The sequence below is a fragment of the Geminocystis sp. CENA526 genome (genome assembly GCF_050753365.1).
In the GTDB taxonomy this organism is placed as follows: domain Bacteria; phylum Cyanobacteriota; class Cyanobacteriia; order Cyanobacteriales; family Cyanobacteriaceae; genus Geminocystis.
In genome coordinates this window covers 1-19,911 of record NZ_JBLZFY010000077.1, presented here as the reverse complement: position 1 = coordinate 19,911, position 19,911 = coordinate 1, and the positions used below count along the sequence as shown (strand labels likewise).

The window sequence follows — 19,911 nt, the reverse complement described above, 5'->3', positions numbered from 1 at the left end:
TGAAATAATCAATTTTTAATAGTAAATTATCAAAACTCATTACTTATTACTCTTTACTCATTACTTTCTCTTAACCAAAAATTTGAAAATGAAACAGCCCTGGTGGGTTAGGGGGGATCAAATTCTTACAATTCATATAGCAATGCTATATTAACTATTAACTATCCTTATTAAAAGATTTTTTCAACACCCCTAATTAGTTATAGATTTTATCCCATTAAAATTACATTATCAATAACATGAATTACGCCATTGTCAGCCTCAATGTCTGACATAATGACGGTGGCATTTTTTACTTCAAAACTATCGCTACAGTCGATCGAAATCGGTGAGCCTTCAATTGAGGTTACAGAGTTAACTTTTTCTAAATCAGCCTTCATTAATTTTCCTGAAACCACATGATAGGTTAAAATTCGAGCTAATTGAGGGATATTTTGGAGTAAAGTTGTAATTGTACCAGGGGGAAGTTTTGCAAAAGCATCATCTGTCGGTGCAAATACAGTAAATTTACCCTCACTTTTTAACACATCCACTAAATTAGCGGCGGTAACGGCGGCAACGAGAGTTTTAAAATTGTCATTATTAACGGCAATATCAACGATGGTAGGCATAATAAATTGACTTTGATGAGATATAAATTAAAGTAATGCTATGGATTTGATTGGGGTATTAGGGTATTGGGGGCTTGGGGAGATTTTTTATTAACAGATTTAACGTCGTAATTAAAAATTAGCGATAGTCTGGTGATTGAATGTCTCTTAATCGTGCTTCGGGGCGTTTAAATCTATCCATTTGCATCTCAAAAAATTGACGATTTTTCATTAAATGTTTAGGATTTTCGTCATCGAGGGGATATAATAACGCTGTGCGCAAAGCCTGAATTACTGCTGAGGTTACATTATACATCGATCGTTGAAATGTCACCCCTAATTGAATCAACATATCATCTTCTCCTCGACAATGTTTTTGATAGTATTCGATGAGATAGGGGGGTAAAAAGTGCAACATATCATCCATTAATAATGTGGGGGGGATTCCTGCACTACCAACGGGAAAGACATCAGCATAAAGGATACCATAATGAAAGTCTTTTTGCTCATGGGGTATTTGTTTGGCTTGGGCGTTATAGGATTTTGTGCCTCGGAAGGGAGATGTGCGGTAAAAAACGGCTTCAACGTAGGGTAAAGCGGCTTCATATAACCATGTAAATCCCTTCGACTTGGGGATAATTTCGTAGCATTTGCCTTCTATATAAACATGATGATATATTGGTCTTCCAGCGATGGCAAATATTCCATTGACAAGGAAATTCATAGCATCTGGCACACCTTTAAAACCTCCTTCGTCATAAATATCCGACATCTCGAAGAAAACGGGCGCCATAACTTCCCAGAATAACCCTAAATTAGCATAATAGGATAACTGACGTACTTGCTCTAAAAACATCTCAGGAAAAACTTTATACAAACCTAACATCATGGGATTACCTTTAAAGTAGGCTTTGATTGCCACATCGGCATTAGCTTTATATTCATCGCTATCGAGATAAGCGTCAAATTTTCCCATACCCATATCTCTACCATGCCATAGCATTGCCCTCATACAAGCCTCAGCAAACTCCATGTTAATTCGATCGTGCAGTAAATGGTGAAATAATTTAGGCATTTTACCCGTTTCTCCTTTTTCCATGAAAGCCATTAACTCAGGATGCGCCGTTGCTTCTCCTCGCCATATCCTCAAATCGGCAGTAACTCCAGCGTAATGATTAGGCAAATCAAGATATTCTTTCGAGATGAAATATTTAAAGAAGGGAAGGGGATTAAGGAAAACTCTTTCAGCGATATAGAGTAAATCCCGCCAATAGAAATCCATCGGCACGGCATAAGCCTTGTAAATACCGATAATTTGCATTAAATTTTCAGGAGTATCTGGTAACATTGAACCTCCAGCCTCTAAACGATGGATAACTTCCGCAAATTCGTGAGTTGAGGGAGGAATTTTGGTTGCTGTTGTCATAATAATTAGTTTTGATATTGGAATAATAAATGTTTGTGGTAAACTCTTGAGAGTTTTGTTATAAAACAAGGATTAATTTTTAGAAGTTTTTAAGAGTAATTATCTAACCAATAAAGTAAGTCATCTACAGTATTAAAATCAAGTAAATCCTCCCCTAAATTTTCTAATTTTACTAAAGGTAATTTTCTCACTCTTGTCTCTAATTGAGGAGATAAATAACCGATTTTTTTATTTAGTAAACGAATAACTAAATTAATCTCTTTTTCAATACCTTCTTTCAATCCCTCTTTTCTTCCTTCTTTTCTTCCTTCTTGTTTAGCTTCTTTTTCAAAATTACTGACTAAAGGCATTTTCTTTTCCTCCTCATATTGTTTTACTTTTAGTTTTAAACTTTGTTGTAACTGTTTTGGTAATGTCATCATTAAATCCACAAATTTTAAGAATTTAACAATGTCTTTTTTTGCGTATCCTTTTTCATAGAGAGAGCGTAAAAATATCCATTTCCATTGCTCTCTTTCTGATAAATTACTCACTGTCGCTTTTGTTTTTAAATGAGCCATTATCATTATAGCAAAGGGATTTTTTTCTGTTTCCAATTCTTGCCATTTTGATTCATAATCCAATAATTTTACTGTGGGAAATGATAAGTTTACTTGACAACCGCCTAATTGATAACTATAGTTATCTGGTCGCCATGTTTGGCTTTCATCTCCTAAAATTGCTAAACTAATTACTGGTTTTCTATACAAATCAAACGCTCGATAATTGTAAATGTACATTCTTTGAGCAAAGTCTTTTTGTGATTGGCTTTGCACTTCTATATGCACTAATACCCAGATTTCTGATTCATCTTTTAACCATACTTTAAACAGTTTATCAACGGCTCGTTTTGTGTCTTCTGAATCGGCTGTTATTTTCTGTAATTCTTGCTCTAAAGAAACAGGTTTTTTGAGCCAATCTACTAATTGATAAACTTCGGGAAAAAAGTAGTCTAAAAAATAGTCAAAATAACCCCCTATTGCTTCCTTCCATGGTTCATCAAAATTTGCTACAATTTCTGTCATGTTCGATCGAATCTTTAACTATAATTATCTAACCAAGAAAGTAAATCATCTCTGTTATTAAAATCTAATAAATCTTCCCCTAAATTTTCTAATATTTGCAGGGGTAAATTTCTAATTTTTAACTCTAATTCAGAAGATAAATAACCTATCTTTTTATTAAGTAAGCGAATAATTAAATTAATCTCTTTTTCAATCCCTTCTTTCAAGCCCTCTTTTCTTCCCTCTTTCCTTCCTTCTTTCCTTCCTTCTTGTTTAGCTTCTTTTTCAAAATTACTGACTAAAGGCATTTTCTTTTCCTCCTCATATTGTTTTACTTTTAATTTTAAACTTTGTTGTAACTGTTTTGGTAATGTCATCATTAAATCCACAAATTTTAAGAATTTAACAATATCTTTTTTTGCGTATCCTTTTTCATAGAGAGAGCGTAAAAATATCCATTTCCATTGCTCTCTTTCTGATAAATTACTCACTGTCGCTTTTGTTTTTAAATGAGCCATTATCATTATAGCAAAGGGATTTTTTTCTGTTTCCAATTCTTGCCATTTTGATTCATAATCCAATAATTTTACTGTGGGAAATGATAAGTTTACTTGACAACCGCCTAATTGATAACTATAGTTATCTGGTCGCCATGTTTGGCTTTCATCTCCTAAAATTGCTAAACTAATTACTGGTTTTCTATACAAATCAAACGCTCGATAATTGTAAATGTACATTCTTTGAGCAAAGTCTTTTTGTGATTGGCTTTGCACTTCTATATGCACTAATACCCAGATTTCTGATTCATCTTTTAACCATACTTTAAACAGTTTATCAACGGCTCGTTTTGTGTCTTCTGAATCGGCTGTTATTTTCTGTAATTCTTGCTCTAAAGAAACAGGTTTTTTCTGCCAATTTACTAATTGATATACTTCGGGAAAAAAGTAGTCTAAAAAATAGTCAAAATAACCCCCTATTGCTTCCTTCCATGGTTCATCAAAATTTGCTACAATTTCTGTCATAATCTCTTTTTCTCTTATTGTGAAATATTTGTATATATAGTTATTGGTGGGCAATGCCCACCCTACAAATATGGTTTTTAAAAGAGTCCGATCGAACTGCTAGTATTGAGAGTTAGATTAGTAAGAAAGGAAGGTTGTAAACCGAAGAAAATAATCAAAATAGCGAATACGAGGGCAGGAAAACGCTCATAAGAAGCAACTTTAGGTAAATATCCCGTTTTATTTTCCATTCTGCCAAAAAATACTCTGTTTAAAAGAATGACAAAGTAAACTGCCGTCAACCCCGTTGAAATTAAGCAAATTAAAGTATAAACAGGAAAAACGCTAAAACTACCCTGAAATGAGATAAATTCGCCAATAAAGCCCACCATACCGGGTATTCCTGCACTAGCCATCACAGCAGTAATCATCAATCCTCCCACAAAAGGTAAGCCACGATAAGGATTCATTAATCCATGTAATTCGGATAATTCCCTTGTACCTGTTTTTTCTTCAATTATTCCTACTAGATTAAACAATAATGCCACAATTAAACCATGGGCAAACATTTGACAAATTGCACCACTAATGCTTAAAGATGTACCTGCCGCCGTTGCCAATACCACATAATTGATATGGGCAAGGGAAGCATAAGCTATCATTTTCTTAATGTCAGTCTGAGAAATAGCGACTAATGAGCCGTAAATGGCACTAATTACCGCTAAAACTGCCAAATAAGGTGATATTTCACTCCAAACATCTGGAAATAACTGTAAACCAAAGCGAATTAAGCCATAAGTGCCAAGTTTGGAAACGATACCTCCTAATAACATCGATACGGGAGTAGAGGATTGAGTGTAAGCATCGGGCAACCATGTATGTAAGGGGAAAATCGGAATTTTGATGGCAAATCCAATTACGATCGTCAATAGCAGTAAAATTTGTTTAGCGTGGGGTAAAACTCCTGTCACGATGCCGTCAATGTCAAAGCTATTGCTTTGGGTGAGGAAATTTAAACCTAAAAAGGCAGTTAAAACGAAAATTCCAGAAAATGCCGTATAAAGTAAATATTTCGTGGCGGCATAACCACTTTTATCTCTACCCCAGATGGAAATTAAAAGATAAATAGGTACAAGTTTTATTTCATATAAAATGAAAAACAGAAGTAAATTTTGTGCGATTAATGCACCATTAACACAAGTACTTAAAAGTAAGATTAAAATACAGTAAAGTTTCGGTTTATTAATGGTTTTTCCGTCCACTTCACTATTAAAAAATGTCAGGGTAACGATTAAGCAATTAAGGATAATAAGGGGTAAAGATAAACCATCAATGGCAACGGTATAATTTAAGCCAATAAAAGGCAACCATTCTAAAAAAAATTGGGATTGTAAACCAGTATTTGTATAGTCAAAATTTATCCCAATTAAAATACTGATAATAAAGGTAATACTGCTAAAAATTATGGCAATATTTTTATTTAAGTTACTTTCTTTTTGCGTGGGTATAATTGCTATGACGATCGAACCTATAATTGGTAATATTAAAAGTAAGTTAAGCATTATTTTTTTATTATTGATACACTGATAATTTTATTTAATCAGAATATTAAAATGATTATTTCCTAATTATTAATTCCTAAAAGTGATACTAAAATTCAGATTTAGTTTTCAAGATTATATGAGATTGCTTCGTGCCTCGCAATGACTATTTAACTCTTATTTATTAAGCAATCAGATTAACTTTTGCTGTATTCAAGTCATAATAACCTCCAGCAATTTTTAGTTTATTTTCAGCAATTAAGTCATTAATAACAGGAGATTTTTTTAATATCTCTATTTGCCCTTTAACATTAGCTTTTATGGCAGTGGGTAAGTCTTTTCTCTCCTCAGCAGTTAAGCTATTTAAGGTAGGTTTAATATAGTCTAAAATTGACTGAATACTCCCCGGCACAGCACTTCCATCTAAGGCGGCTTTTACCGCACCACAACTACCATGCCCTAAGACTAAAATAACTTTAGCACCTAAAACTAAAGAGCCAAATTCGATACTTCCAATATCTTGAGTAGTGGCAATATTTCCAGCATTTCTGACTACAAATAAATCTCCAAAACCCTGATCAAAAAGTATTTCTACTGGCACTCTTGAATCGGCACAACTGAGAATAATTGCATAGGGATTTTGACCCATTGCTACTGTTTCAATTCGATCGAATGAACGATTTTGATTAGTATTTTGTTTACTGATAAAACGATCATTTCCTGCTAATAAAAACTTTAATGCTTCTTCATGTGTCAAGTTTTTTTTATCGATATTAGAAGGATTTATCTCTTGAGAATTAGCTTTAGTAATAGCAGTAATAAAACTACCTGAGACTAAACTTAATGCTCCTAATTGCAGTAAATTTCTACGGTGTAAATTCATATTTTTATGATTTAATTTTGATTACTAACCCTATTTTATCAGAGAAAAATTGTCAATGGTTGTTTATACCTATAGAAGTTAAACAGTTGTTTCAAAAATCAAGGAATTAGGATTCCTTCGTTACTCTCGAAATGACAAAATTATCATAAGATGCTCGTAATTTCTAACCTATTCTATAAAGTTAATCCAAAAATTATGCTGATAAATATTAATCCTAAAAGGATAGAAAAAATATATAATTGCGATTGTCCAGATGTGCTATATTTTAGGGCTTGTCCTCCAAATATTGTACTTAAACCGACTAAATTAACTACACCATCAACAATGGTTCGATCGAACCAATAAGCTAGTTTTGCGGTAACATTAACTATGGTCACAATCGTGATTTTATAAAGCTCTTGAATATAGAGATCATAAGTAAAGAAATTGCGGATAAATTCGGGGATAATAGTAATAGTTTTATCTGCTGGTTTTTTAGCATAAATAATCATAGCTAATCCAGCCCCAATTACCGTTGAGACAGTATAGAAAATACCTAAATCTAACTCCAAACTAATGAGTTTAAATTGAGATAAAACTAAAGGCATATGTAATGTTACCCCCATTAAAATCATCATGGGTAATACCATCGCCCACAATACTTCAGGAGATCGAACTGTCATTTGTTTTGCTTCACCTAGAAATATTAGAGCAAAAGTGCGTAATAAAGCAAAAGTCGTCAAGGCATTAACCAAGAGTAACACCGCAAATAACCAAGGTTGAGAGGAAAGTAAATCATCTCCAAGACGAGGGAGAATCCAAAAACCACCGAGGGGAGGAAAACCAACTAATCCAAATGTACCCACAAGAAAAGCAATACCAGTTAACGGGCGACGTTTCCATAACCCTCCTAGTTGAGTGACATCTTGACTAATGTTACTAATAATTACCGTGCCAATACTCATATACAATAATGCCATAGCCACCGCATAAACTGCAATTAAAAGTAATGCAGTTGTATCGTGATCTGTGCCGATAGCAATGAAAATTAAACCCATATAAGCACTAACGATATAAGATAATATTCGTTTTAAGTCCACTTGGGCGATGGAAATTAAACTTGATAATATGGCAGTTATTGCCCCAATTATCACGACAACTTCAGAAACAATAGGAGAAATTTCTAAAACTGGTTGCAGTTGAATCAAAACGTAGGAAGCGACAGGCACAACAATAGCATTTCTTAGTATGGAAGCAGGTAAAGGACCTTCCATCGCCTCATCTAACCATAATTGTAAGGGAATTTGCGCACATTTTGCCACAGGACCAGCAATTAACGCAAAACAGAGTAAAGCGGAGAAAGTAGCATCTATGGGAGAATTTTGCGCCCAAAATGCCAAATAATTATAATTCCATGTGCCAGAAAAGGGATAAATGGCGATTACCCCCATTAATAAGAGAATATCACCTACTCGTTTTGTCCAAAAAGCATCCCTTGCACCCGATACTACTAAAGGTTGAGCAAACCAGAAACCCACTAATAAATAAGTACCAAGGGTTAAAATCTCTAAATAAACATAGCTAAAGAAAAGAGAGTTACACAAGACTAAACCGCACATCCCCGCCTCGAAAAAACCGACTAGGGCATAAAATCTAGCCCATCCCCAATCCATTTCCAGATAACCCACAGCGTAGAGTTGACACAAGACATTTAACCCTGTGATTAAAGCCAAAGCGCCCACACTCACAGGAGAAATCTGTATATCAAAGGAGATATTTAAACCTGCTACTTGTAACCATGTAAAACGCAATTCTTGGGCTGGTTTTTCCCAAATTTGATATAAGGCGATGACACTGTGAATAAATGCCATAGATGTCATCACAATATTAATATACCCTGCGGGGCGAGAACCTGTTTTTCGTATGATACCGGGCGACCACAGTAGAGCAATTAAGCCTCCAATCAAGGTATAACAAGGAATAAACCAGATTGTTTCACTAAAAAAAGTCATATTGTAAAAATTAATACTTGACAATAAACGATAATTGTAAGTGCTGATGAATAATTAAGTTCGATCGATAATAACTATTGATTTTTGTGTATCTATGATAATGAGTCAATAGAATATTGTCAATGATAATAAGCAAAATATGAATAATACTTAGCTTAATATTTTCTTATGATGTCGCTTGTTTCTATCTCAGTGTAATTAATTCGATCGACTTTATAATAGAATAAAAATGATTACAAAATGGAGAAATCAATGATTACAGTCAATCAGAATATAGATTCTCATCATCTTTTAGAGTTAGTTAAAAAAGCAGAAACAGAAGGGGCAATAAATGGCGAATTTCGTCATCGGGAGGAGGATTTTTTTCGATAACTACCACTTTCACCCCAAATTTTTTCAAGGCAATGACACAATTTTGCCCTAAACTAGCTAATCCACACACAAAAAAACTATCTAACATAACCTAAGTAAATAGTCTATAGTAAATAGTCTATAGTAAATATTAGATAATAGATGATTTTCTATATCAGAAACAATAATGAAAGATGTTCGTCAAGAATACCAGATTGATGAATTATATTTTTGATAACTATGCTTAAATTAAAACGAAAAATTTTATATCCCTTTATCTCCTTCACTGTGGCGTTAACCTTAATTTTCACTAATGCTAATGTTAGTTATGCCTTCCCTTGGGGGGATTTACTGTTTCGAGGAATACAAGTAATTCAGATTAGTAATTTGAGTGATCAACAAGAGGTACAATTAGGCTCTCAGATGCGTCAACAAATATTATCTCAGAATAATGTTAGATTATATCAAAATCCTGAATTATCTAGTTATATCAATCAAATAGGCAGACGATTAGTCGCCGTCAGCAGTCGTCCGAATTTACCTTTTCAATTTGAAATTGTTGATAATCCTGATGTCAATGCCTTTGCTACCATGGGAGGATTTATTTATTTACATACGGGTTTAATTACTACTGCTTCCAATGAAGCTCAATTAGCTAGTGTAATTGCTCATGAAATTGGTCATGTTGTGGCTCGTCATTCACAAAAACAAATACGTCAACAAGCTATTACTCAAGGATTGTTAACTGCCACTGGTTTAGATCAAACTAATATAGTAAGGTTAGGGGTGAATTTAGCTGTCAATCTGCCCCATAGTCGTCAAGATGAATACGAAGCGGATAATCTTGGTTTAGATATGCTCAAATCTGCTGGTTATGCACCCAGAGCAATGGTTGATTTTATGCGAAAATTAGCAAAATCCAGTGGTAGAGTACCCACTTTATTGAGTACCCATCCTAATGCGATCGATCGAGCAGTTGCCCTTGACCAAAGAATACCAAGTAGTGTAGCCTATAATGGTGCTGGTTTAGACGAACAAGAATATCAGTATAGAATCAGAAGTCTTAGAGCAAGAAGATAATTGTTAATTGTTAATTAATTTTTATTTTTTAATTTGCTTTGCCATATTACGGAAAGTATCCATACTGGTATCGGTTTTGCGTAACTTTTGAGTATCAGGGGTAAAAGAAGATTCACTAGAATCATTAGCAATGGCAGAGTTATTAAAACCTCCTTGATTAGGATTTTTCTTAGTCATTTTCATTGCAGAAACTTCCTTGACTAATTCACCGCCTCCACCACTGACACTTTTAGCAAAAGTCCTTTTCACAGTTTTGGATTTACGCATATAGTCAATATCACCAAAGGTTTTAGACTCATCAGGGGTTAAGAAGTAAGAGTCTTGAGGTTGATTGTTTTTTTTACCAAACAAGCCAAATAAACCAGCCATTTAATTTTTTCTCCTAATTAGTTTGTAAATTTTTGTTATTTTGATTGAGATAAATTCTAACATATTGTTACATTCCTGAGAATCAGATTTTACCTGAGTTAACTAGGGTTTGCTGAAAAAGTATTTTGATGAAGAGAGAGAAGAGAAAAGGGAAAAGGAAAGAGGGGGAGATTGCTTCATTAACACTCGCAATGACATTCCTCATTCCTCTTGTGTCGAATGAGGTAGATTTAAGGTTAGTGAGAGCAAAGTTTTAATAAAATTCTTGACTATATCTCTTTTATTTCTTATTTGTTTCAATTAGTAAACTTAGATGTTTGATAGTTTATTAAAATCTTCAAAGGCGAGGCGAATTTGTTCTAAACGGCGACGATTAACCCCTAAGTCTGACTCTCCTAAACGAGAAGCCGATCGAAATTCTATCACTTTTTTATCTTTAGGGAAATAAAACTCAGCATCATCCACAAAACCCATGATTTTACTGCGAGATTCGGTGCGAATATAATCCTCCGTTTGTTCCACAATTTTAGTGTTTGGTACAACGGATAATATTTTCACAAAACTATCATAGGCTTGAGTTCGATCGAACTGATAAGTTAAAGGTTCGATATAATGAGTCGAATCAGTATCTTGACTAACAACACAATTAGGAGTAGAAGGACAAGGAGATAATTTACCATCAACTACCCCTAAATTATTAGGAATTTGCCCCTCAAAATGAAAAATTGATCCCAAAAAAAAGCCCGATAAAGAAATAATAAAAACACTAAAAATAGATATTATTGATACCATAAAAAGAATTAAGAATTAAAGGTGTTTATCAATAACCCACAATGTAATAAATTACATTGCTAACAGCTACCGTCTGCTAAAGCGACTCTATTCACTACTTGCACTGAGCATAGTCGAAATGTTCATTACTCATTACTCATTACTTATTACTCATTACTCATTACTCACTATTTACAAACTGACGGTATAAGCATCGGTTACACCCGGTACTTTTAAGATTTCCCCTAAAATGCCCTCTGGTAAAGGATCATCAATGGTTAACACCATGACAGCATCCCCCCGCACGATCGTACGTCCTACCTGCATACTAGCAATATTTACATTAAAGTTACCTAAGAGAGAACCGATTTTACCGATGATACCGGGCATATCTCTATGTAAGGTAAACAACATATAATTGTTGGGAGGTACGTTGACGGGGTAAGCATTTAAGTTAGTAATGCGAATTTCACCATCGTTGAGTAATGCACCGCGCACGGAGTGAGTGCCTTTTGTGCCAGTGGCTTCTAAATAGATAGAGTTGCTATAGTCTTTGATGGTTGCGTCTCTGGAGTCGATGACGTGGATGCCTCTTTCTTTGGCTTCGATGGCGGCGTTAACATAGTTAACTCTTTCTCTTAAGGCTTTGGATAATAAACCTTTAATCGCAGCAGTGACGAGGGGTTGACTGCTATTTTCTGCTAATTCTCCTTCTAATTTTACATTGAAACTCTCAACTCGATCGCCTGCTAATTGTCCGACTAAGTTGCCTAATGTTTCCGCTAAACGCATATAAGGGCGTAGTTTTTCCATGACATCGGGGCTTAAGCCGGGTATGTTGACGGCACTTCTAGCAGGTAAGCCTAATAAAACATCCCTAATTTGTTCCGCTACATCGATCGCTACATTAACTTGAGCTTCGGCGGTAGATGCACCTAAATGGGGAGTTAAAACCACATTACTACCTAAGTCTCTTAGTTTGGACTCTCCCAAAGGTTCAGAAGAAAATACATCTAAGGCAGCACCAGCAATTTGCCCATTAGCTAAGGCTTCATATAAAGCATCTTCATCGATGATACCACCACGGGAACAGTTAATAATGCGAGTGGTAGGCTTCATTTTGGCTAAAGATTCAGCATTGATGAGGTTTGCGGTTTCTTTGGTTTTGGGTACATGAAGGGTAATATAGTCAGATTCGCTGAAAATCATGTCTAAATCGACTAAAGTACAGCCTAATTGATTCGCTCTTTCTTGAGAAATAAAGGGATCATAGGCTAAAATTTTCATACCCATAGCTTTGGCAACTTTAGCAACATGAGAGCCAATTTTCCCTAAACCTACCACGCCGAGGGTTTTTTTGTAAATTTCTGACCCCATGTAACTTTTACGATCCCATTTTTTCGCCTTCACTGATTGATTAGCATCGGGAATGTAGCGAGAAAGAGACATCATCATCGCTAAAGCGTGTTCGGCGGCTGCGATCGTATTTCCTTCGGGAGAATTTACAACGACAATACCTTTTCTGGTGGCACTGGGTACGTCCACGTTATCAACACCTACACCAGCACGACCGATAATTTTCAGTTGGGTTGCGGCTTCGATAACTTCTGCGGTTACTTGTGTACCCGATCGAATCATTAAAGCCTCATAATCTCCGATAATACCTGCTAATTCTGTGGGGGATAATCCAGTTTTTACGTCAACTTGTGCTACTTGAGAAAGAATTTTAAGTCCTGCTTCGTCCACAGGATCAGATACTAATACTTTTGCCATGTTAAGTTAAATATAGGTTTTACTTTATCTTCTGCGATATTTGTTAAGACTTTCGATCGCTTTTACGATCTTATCATCATTATTCCTTCCTGATCTATAAAAATCCAAAAGCAATGAGGAATGAAGAATGAAGAATGAAGAATTGAGAATGAAGAATGGAGAATTAAGAATGAAGAATGAAGAATTAAAAATTATCCACTATTCACTATCCACTATTCACTATTTCAAATAAACGATCGTAACTCCTGCACCGCCGTCATTTTGTTTTGCTAGTTCAAAATTACTAACTTGAGGATGATTTTGCAAAAATTCATGAACACCCGATCGAAGACTTCCCGTTCCCTTTCCGTGTACAATCCATAATGTACCAATATCCGTAGCATTCGCAATGGCTTTTTCTAACAAAGGTTCGGCTAAATGTACCCTTTTCCCTCGAATATCAACCGTATTTTGAGAAGTTCGTACATTAATGGGCTTAGATTCGGTTTTAGGCTGATTTACTGCTTTAGTCTGTTGTTTATTAACCGTTACCTTAGTTTTCTCAGGATTCGGGGTGACTTTTTCAAAGCGTTTACCGTCTAAAGATTCAATATCCGTGAAGGGTATCACCATCTTCATAATACCGAAACGGGCGGTTAATTGTTCTGTGTCATCATCTACTGTTAAAACTTCTGCCGTTTGCCCAATGCTCAAAATCCTTACTTTTTCGCCCACTTTTGGCTTATAGCTAGATTTTACTTTCAATGGGGTTAAGAATCGATCTCCGATCTTGTTCAACACTTCTGTCGCTTGGTGTGCAGATTGCGCCGTAGGTTCATTTTTTTTCTGTAAACCCTTAATAACTTGAGCAATTTGACTTTTTGCGTCTAATAACAGTTTTTGAACTTCTTTTTCTTGCTGTAGCTTTAAATCTCTCTCTCTAGCTTGTAAAGAAGAGGCTTTTTCTTCTACTTGTTGATAAAATAACTCCGTTTTTGCCAATAATTCTTGAGCTTGTTTATGTTTGTCTTCTTGCTCTCTACGTTGATTTTCCAGTGCTGAAATTAAATCATTGACATCATGGGAAAATCCTCCTACCAACTCTTGCGCCTCCGATACAATATCTAAATCTAACCCTAATCTTTGCGCAATGGTGATAGCGTTCGATCGACCCGGAATACCCCATAATAATCTATAGGTAGGCTGTAAACTCACGTCATCAAATTCTACCGAAGCATTTTCAAAACGGGAGTCACTGTATTTTAAACTCTTTAATTCTCCATAGTGAGTCGTGGCAATAGTTAATAGATTATGTTCTGCTAAGTATTTTAAGATAGCGATCGCAATAGCTGTACCCTCACTAGGGTCTGTACCCGCCCCTACTTCATCCAGTAACACAAGAGAGTTTGATCCCCCCGACTGTGCCTCTCCTCCTACTAAGGAATTTGCTCTCTCCGACTGCGCCTCCCCTCCTACTAAGGAATTTGATTTCTCCGACTGCGCCTCCCCTCCTACTAAGGAATTTGATTTCTCCGACTGCGTCTCCCCTCCTACTAAGGAATTTGATTTCTCCGACTGCGTCTCCCCCCTTACGAAGGGGGGCTGGGGGGGATTGTTTAAAGCCTCGATAATGCGAATAATACGGCGAATATGTCCTGAAAAAGTCGATAAACTTTGTTCTAATGATTGTTCATCCCCAATATCCGCTAAAATGCTCTTAAACCAAGGAATTTGGGCAGGATACTTAGCAGGAATAAATAAGCCTACTTTTGCCATTAAGGCGATGATACCAATGGTTTTCAGGGTAACGGTTTTTCCTCCTGTATTTGGTCCTGTAATTGCCACTACTCTTGTGTCAGGGTTTATTAAAATGTCCACAGGAATCACGGGATTTCCTTCTTCGTGTTTTTCTAACCACACTAATAAAGGATGTCTTACCTGTCTTAAATTAATGCTTTCTCCGTCTTGAAAATCCACAAATTCGGGAGGATGAGCATTTAACCAGATGCTATAACGGGCTTTGGCAGTGGCTAAATCTAAAGCGGTGGCGATCGCCAATAATTTCTCTAAATCCTGCCAAACTTCCCCTACTTTTTCCGTTAGCTGTCTTAATATCCTTTCTTCTTCTCTTTTCTCCTGATTTCTCGTGGTTTGCAGTTTATTCCCTAAATCCACAATTACCCTCGGCTCTAAATACAACGTTGAACCACTGGTACTGGTATCATGGACGATACCTTGTATTTGTCCACTATGACTCGCTTTTATGGGTAAGACAAATCGATCGCCCCTTTGGGTGACAACGGGTTCTTGCAGTGCATTGCTATTTCTTTGAATAATACCTTGTAAAGTTTGCTGAATTTTACTTCTTAAACCTTTAATTTTTTGACGAATTTCACCTAATAAAGGACTCGCTCTTTCTGTGATCTCGGCTCGATCGTCTATGCAATAGTGAATTTCTTGCTCTAATTCGGGGAAAGTTCTTAAATCATTTACTAATTCTTGTAAAGTAGGAGCATTTTCTTGATCTTCAATTACTCTGCGTAATTTACGAACTCCCGATAAAGTTGTAGCTAAATTTAACAACTCCTCTCCTGTTAAAATACCCCCTATTTTTGCCCTTTCAAGGCTATCTCCTATATCATGGATACCATTAAATGACCAAGAAGCGTTAATGTCGGTTTCCAGTTGACAAACTTCCTTAGTTTGTTCTAATAAATATTCTGTTTGTGTTACTGTATGGGGGATAGCTAAATTTTGCGATGCCATCGCACCTAATTTAGTGGAAGCAAAAGTGGAGAGATGTTGACATAACCTCTGCCATTCTAGTAAGCGGAAAGTTTCTTGTTCGATCAAAGCTATTACAATCAACGATAGATAATTGACAATCAACAATTTATTTGTGATAGAAAAAAAACTATGTTTAGTCTTCTTAGAAAATTGTTGTTAAAGTATTTGTAATTATCAATGATAGCTCAAAATTAATGAACTAACAGACTTTGATCATATTTAGGGGTTTTGCTGTCAACGGATTTAATTTGATATTTGACTAAGTTAGCTAATTCTTCTAACTGACTGATGGCTTCTGCACCTTCGAGTTTCATTAATTCTCGATCGTCTTGCATTTCTGTCCAAGTAATGCCATAATCTGACACTAAAAAGCGAATTAAGTGATTATCGCCTAAACTCACCATAAAAGAGGCACTATTTAATTGAGTACCGCAGGTATAACAAGAGGCTATATAACCTCTTTTCTCCAATACGATGGCTAATGCTTGAAGATTCATTACTAAATCTTTCACAAATTCTCGATACTCTTGTGCTAATCGAATAAACATTTATACCTCCTTTACTTATACAATACCTTATTCATCTTATTTATGAATCTTAATATTTTTTTAAGATTTCCATTTAAGATTATATGGTATATTTTCCAAAAAGTGCAAAATTAGTTTATATTAAGGCTAATTCGCTCTTATATCAGCATATCTCATCTGAGAGAATAGTGGACAATTCATTAAGTTTGACGATCGATCTTCTCATAAAGTTTCCTTTTGATAAAGAAACAAGCTAAATCTTTAAATCTTTAGAGGATGTTAGAAAATTTTTTGATGAGTCAGGAATGATGATATACGCAATGATTTATGAGCTAATCTAATGACAATTAATATCTTGAAAACTCTTTGTGATGGATACTGGCAGTGGTTTAAGACAAAAGATACTCCATAGAAGCTCAAAAGTTTTTTCAACAAAAAGCCGAAAACTTAATGAGAGATTTGAGTAACTAACAGACACTTTCTCCGTCTTAGCTAGGATAAAATTCCTTCATATATATCGACTAAAGACATTTCTACCCCAAAAGACTCTAATGTGAATCTATCATTTGGATTATCATAAATTTCTAATGTCCAATGTTTATTATTGCTTCTACGGTAAATCATAATTAAAGTTTTCTCAGGCTCAATCAAAACATATTCTTGTAAACTCTCTAAAGAACGATAATACTCAAATTTACGCCCTAAGTCATAATCTCTGGTAGAATTAGATAAAACTTCGATAAGTGCCTTCGGATTAGTAACGGTAGTTTTATTCTCACCATAATAAATTGGTTCTCCTGCCATTATCATTACATCAGGATAGGTGAAAATACTAAATTCAGAGATAAATAAGCGTACATTTTCAGTGTAAACTTTGCCTGTTTGTTTTCTGATAGGGGGTTTTAATAATAAGCAAAGATTAGTGATTATTTCATTATGATTGGTTGTGCCTCCTGTCATGGGGATTATTTCTGCTTCAATATATTCATGTCTTATTTCTGATTGATCGTCAATTTCTAAATATTCGGCTATGGTATGAGTTTTTTGAGTTAGTTGTGTAATCATTGTTAATCCTCCCTTATAGCTATCTCTAATATACTCTCTCATTAATTAAATCTCTCGATCGATCTAACCACTAAAATAAGGGAAACTTCTAATTTCGATCGATAACCAACAGTTATAATAATTTCATCTTGAAAATTTAAGTATGTAACTTATTACATAATAAACATCTATTTTTTATGTTAACTTTAGAATCTGCTATTCAAAAAATACAACAATTTAGCCCTGAACAAAAAGAAGAAGTTATTAAATTTATTGAATTTATTGATTTCAAATCTCATCAAGCTCAATTCGATACATTAGCTAACAAACCAGAAGGCTTACAAGCATCTTTTACAGAAATAGCAAAAGAGTTTATTGGTTGTTTAGATAGTGATTTAGAAGATTTATCCCAGAATCTAAAATATTTAGAAAGATTTGGTAAATAATGAAAAATTTATCATTAAGATAAAACTCCTTCATAAATATCAACTAAAGACATTTCTACCCCAAAAGACTGCAATGTGAATCTATCATTTGGATTATCATAAATCTCTAATGACCAATGTTTATTATTGCTTCGGCGATAAATCATAATTAAAGTTTTCTCAGGTTCAACTAAAATATATTCTTGTAAACTTTCGATCGATCTATAATATTCAAATTTACGTCCTAAGTCATAATCTCTGGTAGAATTAGATAAAACTTCAATCAGTACGATCGAATTAGTAACGGTGGTTTTACTCTCATTATAGTAAGTTGGTTGCCCTGCTATTATCATCACATCAGGATAGGTGAAAATATTAAATTCAGGTATGAATAAGCGTACATTTTCAATATATACAATATTATTTGTACCTTTTAGAGCTAGTCGTAAGGCTAAATAAATATTTCCAGTTACTAGATTATGATTGGTTGTACCTCCTGTCATGGGGATTATCTCTCCTTCAATATATTCATGTCTTATTTCTGATTGAGCGTCAATTTCCAAATATTCGGCTATGGTATGAGTTTTTTGAGTTAGTTGTGCAATCATTGTTCATCCTCCCTTATAGCTATCTCTAATATACTCTCTCATTAATTAAATCTGACGATCGATCCCACAAATAACATGATAAAATATTCTAATTTCGATCGAACCTTCCATGTATTATCTAAAAAGAAAACTAGATAAAATATTTCTAAATTTTACCCTCAAACAAAAATTAGGGTTATCTTTTGGAGTGACAATCTTCTTCCTCTCTATTTTATTTAGTATCATTGTTTCTCACTCCGTGCGCACTAAAGTAGAAGAAGATCAACATTTTTTATTAAGTCAAATTGGTAATGAATTAGTAAATACGTTCGATCGACTTATGTACAGACGTTCTACTGATATTCGCAATATGTCTGTCTTGTCAGAGTTTCGAGGGAATGGAGAAAATAAAGATGAGCGTCGTTTTTTGTTAGAAATATTACAGAAAAGTTATGATAGTTATGCTTGGATTGGTTTTGTGGATAAAAATGGCATAGTTCAAGTTAGTACGAAAGGTCTTTTAGAAGGAGAAAATGTTAGTCAACGTTCATGGTTTATTGCAGGTTTAAAAGGAAGTTTTGTGGGAGATGTCCATGAAGCTAAATTATTAGCAAATAAATTACCACCCCTTGCCAATGGAGAGCCATTAAGATTTCTTGACATAGCACATCCAGTATATAACAACAATAATCAATTAATAGGGGTTTTAGGGGCGCATCTTAGTTGGCAATGGATAGAAGAAACCAGTCAAACCTTGATGAGTAATATTCCTAATGATAAACAAATAGATATTTGGATACTTGATAAAAACGGTAAAATTATTTTCGATTCCCAAGAAAAACTTGAAGGGGAGAATATCCGTAACTATATACCTTTAATCGAATTAAATCAATCTTTATCAGTATCAAAAAAACGCAACTTTCAAGGGGTAGAATATTTAATTAGCCATCATCAAGATAAAGGTCATTTAAGCTATGAAGGATTAGGATGGCATATTATGGTAAGGCAACCCACTGCCATAGCCTTTAAAAGTGCGGATGATTTACAACGAACCATCGTAATTTTAGTATTAGCAACTATTTTTTCTTGGATAGCATGGAAAATTGCGGAAAAAATTACTAAACCATTGTTAAATATTGCTTATGAAGCAGATCAAATTCGTAAAGGAAATCGTGATGTTTCTCTATCTCAATTTTCAGAAAATAGTGAGTTTTATCAAGGTAAAAATGAGATATTATTATTATCTTCTAGCATCTCAGATTTAGTGCAAAATTTAATCAGTAAAGAAAATAAGTTGACTAAAATTAATCAAGAATTAGAAAACAAAATTTTAGAGAGAACAGAAGAACTTAATATTGCCAAAGAAATAGCTGAAAAAGCCAACAAAGCGAAAAGTGTTTTTCTCTCAAATATGAGTCATGAATTGCGTACTCCTTTAAATGCTATTTTAGGCTTTTCTCAATTGATGAAAGATGATGATACATTAACCTTAGAAAATAAAGAAAATTTGAATATAATTATTAATAGTGGAGAACATTTATTATCATTAATTAACGAAGTTTTAGAATTATCTAAAATTGAAGCTGGACAAATAATTTTTAATGAAACAACCTTTAATCGGGAGCATCCCATTTTGGCAAAAGATAAATAATAACAAACTGTATATCTCTAAAATTTTTTCAAAGTTCCATTGAGAATTAATTGATCATCATCAATTTACTTTGTTGAATTTTGACCGTAGAA

At 34.4% G+C, this 19,911-nt stretch carries 18 protein-coding genes; 3 read left to right on the top strand and 15 right to left on the bottom strand.

The features are described 5' to 3' along the window. Window positions 1-209 precede the first annotated feature (209 nt). The 8 genes from ACN4EE_RS16865 to ACN4EE_RS16830 all read right to left on the bottom strand — a co-directional run bounded on the left by ACN4EE_RS16865 (window position 210) and on the right by ACN4EE_RS16830 (window position 8,935). Complete coding sequence (locus ACN4EE_RS16865; protein ID WP_431707628.1) at window positions 210-611, bottom strand: fasciclin domain-containing protein; 402 nt, start codon at window positions 609-611, stop codon at window positions 210-212. A gap of 118 nt (window positions 612-729) precedes the next feature. Next, window positions 730-2,016: a CO2 hydration protein gene (locus ACN4EE_RS16860; RefSeq protein WP_431707627.1), complete on the bottom strand. Its 1,287-nt coding sequence runs from the start codon at window positions 2,014-2,016 to the stop codon at window positions 730-732. 89 nt (window positions 2,017-2,105) lie between these two features. Further along, window positions 2,106-3,080, bottom strand: coding sequence for a DUF4351 domain-containing protein (locus ACN4EE_RS16855; protein ID WP_431707626.1), 975 nt, complete (start codon window positions 3,078-3,080; stop codon window positions 2,106-2,108). A gap of 14 nt (window positions 3,081-3,094) precedes the next feature. After that, window positions 3,095-4,081 carry an Rpn family recombination-promoting nuclease/putative transposase gene (locus tag ACN4EE_RS16850; protein ID WP_431707625.1) on the bottom strand — a complete coding sequence of 329 codons (987 nt, stop codon included), beginning with the start codon at window positions 4,079-4,081 and terminating at the stop codon, window positions 3,095-3,097. Between the two features lie 77 nt (window positions 4,082-4,158). Beyond that, window positions 4,159-5,622: an NADH-quinone oxidoreductase subunit M gene (locus ACN4EE_RS16845; protein WP_431707624.1), complete on the bottom strand. Its 1,464-nt coding sequence runs from the start codon at window positions 5,620-5,622 to the stop codon at window positions 4,159-4,161. A 163-nt stretch (window positions 5,623-5,785) separates the two neighbouring features. Then, a complete protein-coding gene (locus ACN4EE_RS16840; RefSeq protein WP_431707623.1) occupies window positions 5,786-6,484 on the bottom strand; it encodes a carbonic anhydrase in 699 nt (232 codons plus the stop codon). A gap of 173 nt (window positions 6,485-6,657) precedes the next feature. After that, window positions 6,658-8,475, bottom strand: coding sequence for an NAD(P)H-quinone oxidoreductase subunit F (locus tag ACN4EE_RS16835; protein WP_431707622.1), 1,818 nt, complete (start codon window positions 8,473-8,475; stop codon window positions 6,658-6,660). Between the two features lie 301 nt (window positions 8,476-8,776). After that, the gene (locus tag ACN4EE_RS16830) at window positions 8,777-8,935 is read right to left on the bottom strand and encodes a hypothetical protein (protein WP_431707621.1); all 159 of its coding nucleotides are present in this window, start codon (window positions 8,933-8,935) and stop codon (window positions 8,777-8,779) included. Between the two features lie 131 nt (window positions 8,936-9,066). On the opposite strand from ACN4EE_RS16830, the gene ACN4EE_RS16825 reads away from it, so the two are divergent. Continuing rightward, window positions 9,067-9,906, top strand: coding sequence for a M48 family metallopeptidase (locus tag ACN4EE_RS16825; protein WP_431707620.1), 840 nt, complete (start codon window positions 9,067-9,069; stop codon window positions 9,904-9,906). Window positions 9,907-9,927: 21 nt separating this feature from the next. Here the strand turns inward: ACN4EE_RS16825 and ACN4EE_RS16820 are convergent, their stop codons facing one another. From ACN4EE_RS16820 to ACN4EE_RS16795, 6 genes are all read right to left on the bottom strand, one after another. After that, on the bottom strand, window positions 9,928-10,275 hold the full coding sequence (locus tag ACN4EE_RS16820; protein WP_431707619.1) for a hypothetical protein: 348 nt from the start codon (window positions 10,273-10,275) through the stop codon (window positions 9,928-9,930). Between the two features lie 309 nt (window positions 10,276-10,584). Further along, window positions 10,585-11,067 carry a DUF1499 domain-containing protein gene (locus ACN4EE_RS16815; protein WP_431707618.1) on the bottom strand — a complete coding sequence of 161 codons (483 nt, stop codon included), beginning with the start codon at window positions 11,065-11,067 and terminating at the stop codon, window positions 10,585-10,587. A 171-nt stretch (window positions 11,068-11,238) separates the two neighbouring features. Beyond that, window positions 11,239-12,819, bottom strand: a complete 1,581-nt coding sequence (gene serA / locus ACN4EE_RS16810) for a phosphoglycerate dehydrogenase (protein ID WP_431707617.1) — start codon at window positions 12,817-12,819, stop codon at window positions 11,239-11,241. Window positions 12,820-13,038: 219 nt separating this feature from the next. Continuing rightward, complete coding sequence (locus ACN4EE_RS16805) at window positions 13,039-15,651, bottom strand: endonuclease MutS2 (protein ID WP_431707616.1); 2,613 nt, start codon at window positions 15,649-15,651, stop codon at window positions 13,039-13,041. A gap of 125 nt (window positions 15,652-15,776) precedes the next feature. Then, window positions 15,777-16,133 (bottom strand): DUF1815 family protein, encoded by a 357-nt coding sequence (locus ACN4EE_RS16800; protein WP_431707615.1) that lies wholly within the window; start codon window positions 16,131-16,133, stop codon window positions 15,777-15,779. Window positions 16,134-16,604: 471 nt separating this feature from the next. Then, entirely contained in the window at window positions 16,605-17,177 is a 573-nt protein-coding gene (locus ACN4EE_RS16795; RefSeq protein WP_431707614.1) for a Uma2 family endonuclease, read from the bottom strand. A gap of 176 nt (window positions 17,178-17,353) precedes the next feature. Between ACN4EE_RS16795 and ACN4EE_RS16790 the strand changes: the two genes are divergently transcribed. Beyond that, on the top strand, window positions 17,354-17,602 hold the full coding sequence (locus tag ACN4EE_RS16790) for a hypothetical protein (RefSeq protein ID WP_431707613.1): 249 nt from the start codon (window positions 17,354-17,356) through the stop codon (window positions 17,600-17,602). A 14-nt stretch (window positions 17,603-17,616) separates the two neighbouring features. On the opposite strand, the gene ACN4EE_RS16785 is transcribed toward ACN4EE_RS16790, so the two are convergent. After that, window positions 17,617-18,189: a Uma2 family endonuclease gene (locus tag ACN4EE_RS16785; RefSeq protein ID WP_431707612.1), complete on the bottom strand. Its 573-nt coding sequence runs from the start codon at window positions 18,187-18,189 to the stop codon at window positions 17,617-17,619. Window positions 18,190-18,298: 109 nt separating this feature from the next. Here ACN4EE_RS16785 and ACN4EE_RS16780 point away from each other — a divergent pair, with 109 nt between their 5' ends. Continuing rightward, window positions 18,299-19,819 carry a sensor histidine kinase gene (locus tag ACN4EE_RS16780; RefSeq protein ID WP_431707611.1) on the top strand — a complete coding sequence of 507 codons (1,521 nt, stop codon included), beginning with the start codon at window positions 18,299-18,301 and terminating at the stop codon, window positions 19,817-19,819. The last annotated feature ends 92 nt before the right edge of the window (window positions 19,820-19,911 follow it).

What these genes read in the sequence shown, in the direction of transcription:
- ACN4EE_RS16865 (WP_431707628.1), bottom strand. Translation starts at nt 611, where the DNA reads ATGCCTACCATCGTTGATATTGCCGTTAATAATGACAATTTTAAAACT.
- ACN4EE_RS16860 (WP_431707627.1), bottom strand. Translation starts at nt 2,016, where the DNA reads ATGACAACAGCAACCAAAATTCCTCCCTCAACTCACGAATTTGCGGAA.
- ACN4EE_RS16855 (WP_431707626.1), bottom strand. Translation starts at nt 3,080, where the DNA reads ATGACAGAAATTGTAGCAAATTTTGATGAACCATGGAAGGAAGCAATA.
- ACN4EE_RS16850 (WP_431707625.1), bottom strand. Translation starts at nt 4,081, where the DNA reads ATGACAGAAATTGTAGCAAATTTTGATGAACCATGGAAGGAAGCAATA.
- ACN4EE_RS16845 (WP_431707624.1), bottom strand. Translation starts at nt 5,622, where the DNA reads ATGCTTAACTTACTTTTAATATTACCAATTATAGGTTCGATCGTCATA.
- ACN4EE_RS16840 (WP_431707623.1), bottom strand. Translation starts at nt 6,484, where the DNA reads ATGAATTTACACCGTAGAAATTTACTGCAATTAGGAGCATTAAGTTTA.
- ACN4EE_RS16835 (WP_431707622.1), bottom strand. Translation starts at nt 8,475, where the DNA reads ATGACTTTTTTTAGTGAAACAATCTGGTTTATTCCTTGTTATACCTTG.
- ACN4EE_RS16830 (WP_431707621.1), bottom strand. Translation starts at nt 8,935, where the DNA reads ATGTTAGATAGTTTTTTTGTGTGTGGATTAGCTAGTTTAGGGCAAAAT.
- ACN4EE_RS16825 (WP_431707620.1), top strand. Translation starts at nt 9,067, where the DNA reads ATGCTTAAATTAAAACGAAAAATTTTATATCCCTTTATCTCCTTCACT.
- ACN4EE_RS16820 (WP_431707619.1), bottom strand. Translation starts at nt 10,275, where the DNA reads ATGGCTGGTTTATTTGGCTTGTTTGGTAAAAAAAACAATCAACCTCAA.
- ACN4EE_RS16815 (WP_431707618.1), bottom strand. Translation starts at nt 11,067, where the DNA reads ATGGTATCAATAATATCTATTTTTAGTGTTTTTATTATTTCTTTATCG.
- serA (WP_431707617.1), bottom strand. Translation starts at nt 12,819, where the DNA reads ATGGCAAAAGTATTAGTATCTGATCCTGTGGACGAAGCAGGACTTAAA.
- ACN4EE_RS16800 (WP_431707615.1), bottom strand. Translation starts at nt 16,133, where the DNA reads ATGTTTATTCGATTAGCACAAGAGTATCGAGAATTTGTGAAAGATTTA.
- ACN4EE_RS16795 (WP_431707614.1), bottom strand. Translation starts at nt 17,177, where the DNA reads ATGATTACACAACTAACTCAAAAAACTCATACCATAGCCGAATATTTA.
- ACN4EE_RS16790 (WP_431707613.1), top strand. Translation starts at nt 17,354, where the DNA reads ATGTTAACTTTAGAATCTGCTATTCAAAAAATACAACAATTTAGCCCT.
- ACN4EE_RS16785 (WP_431707612.1), bottom strand. Translation starts at nt 18,189, where the DNA reads ATGATTGCACAACTAACTCAAAAAACTCATACCATAGCCGAATATTTG.
- ACN4EE_RS16780 (WP_431707611.1), top strand. Translation starts at nt 18,299, where the DNA reads ATGTATTATCTAAAAAGAAAACTAGATAAAATATTTCTAAATTTTACC.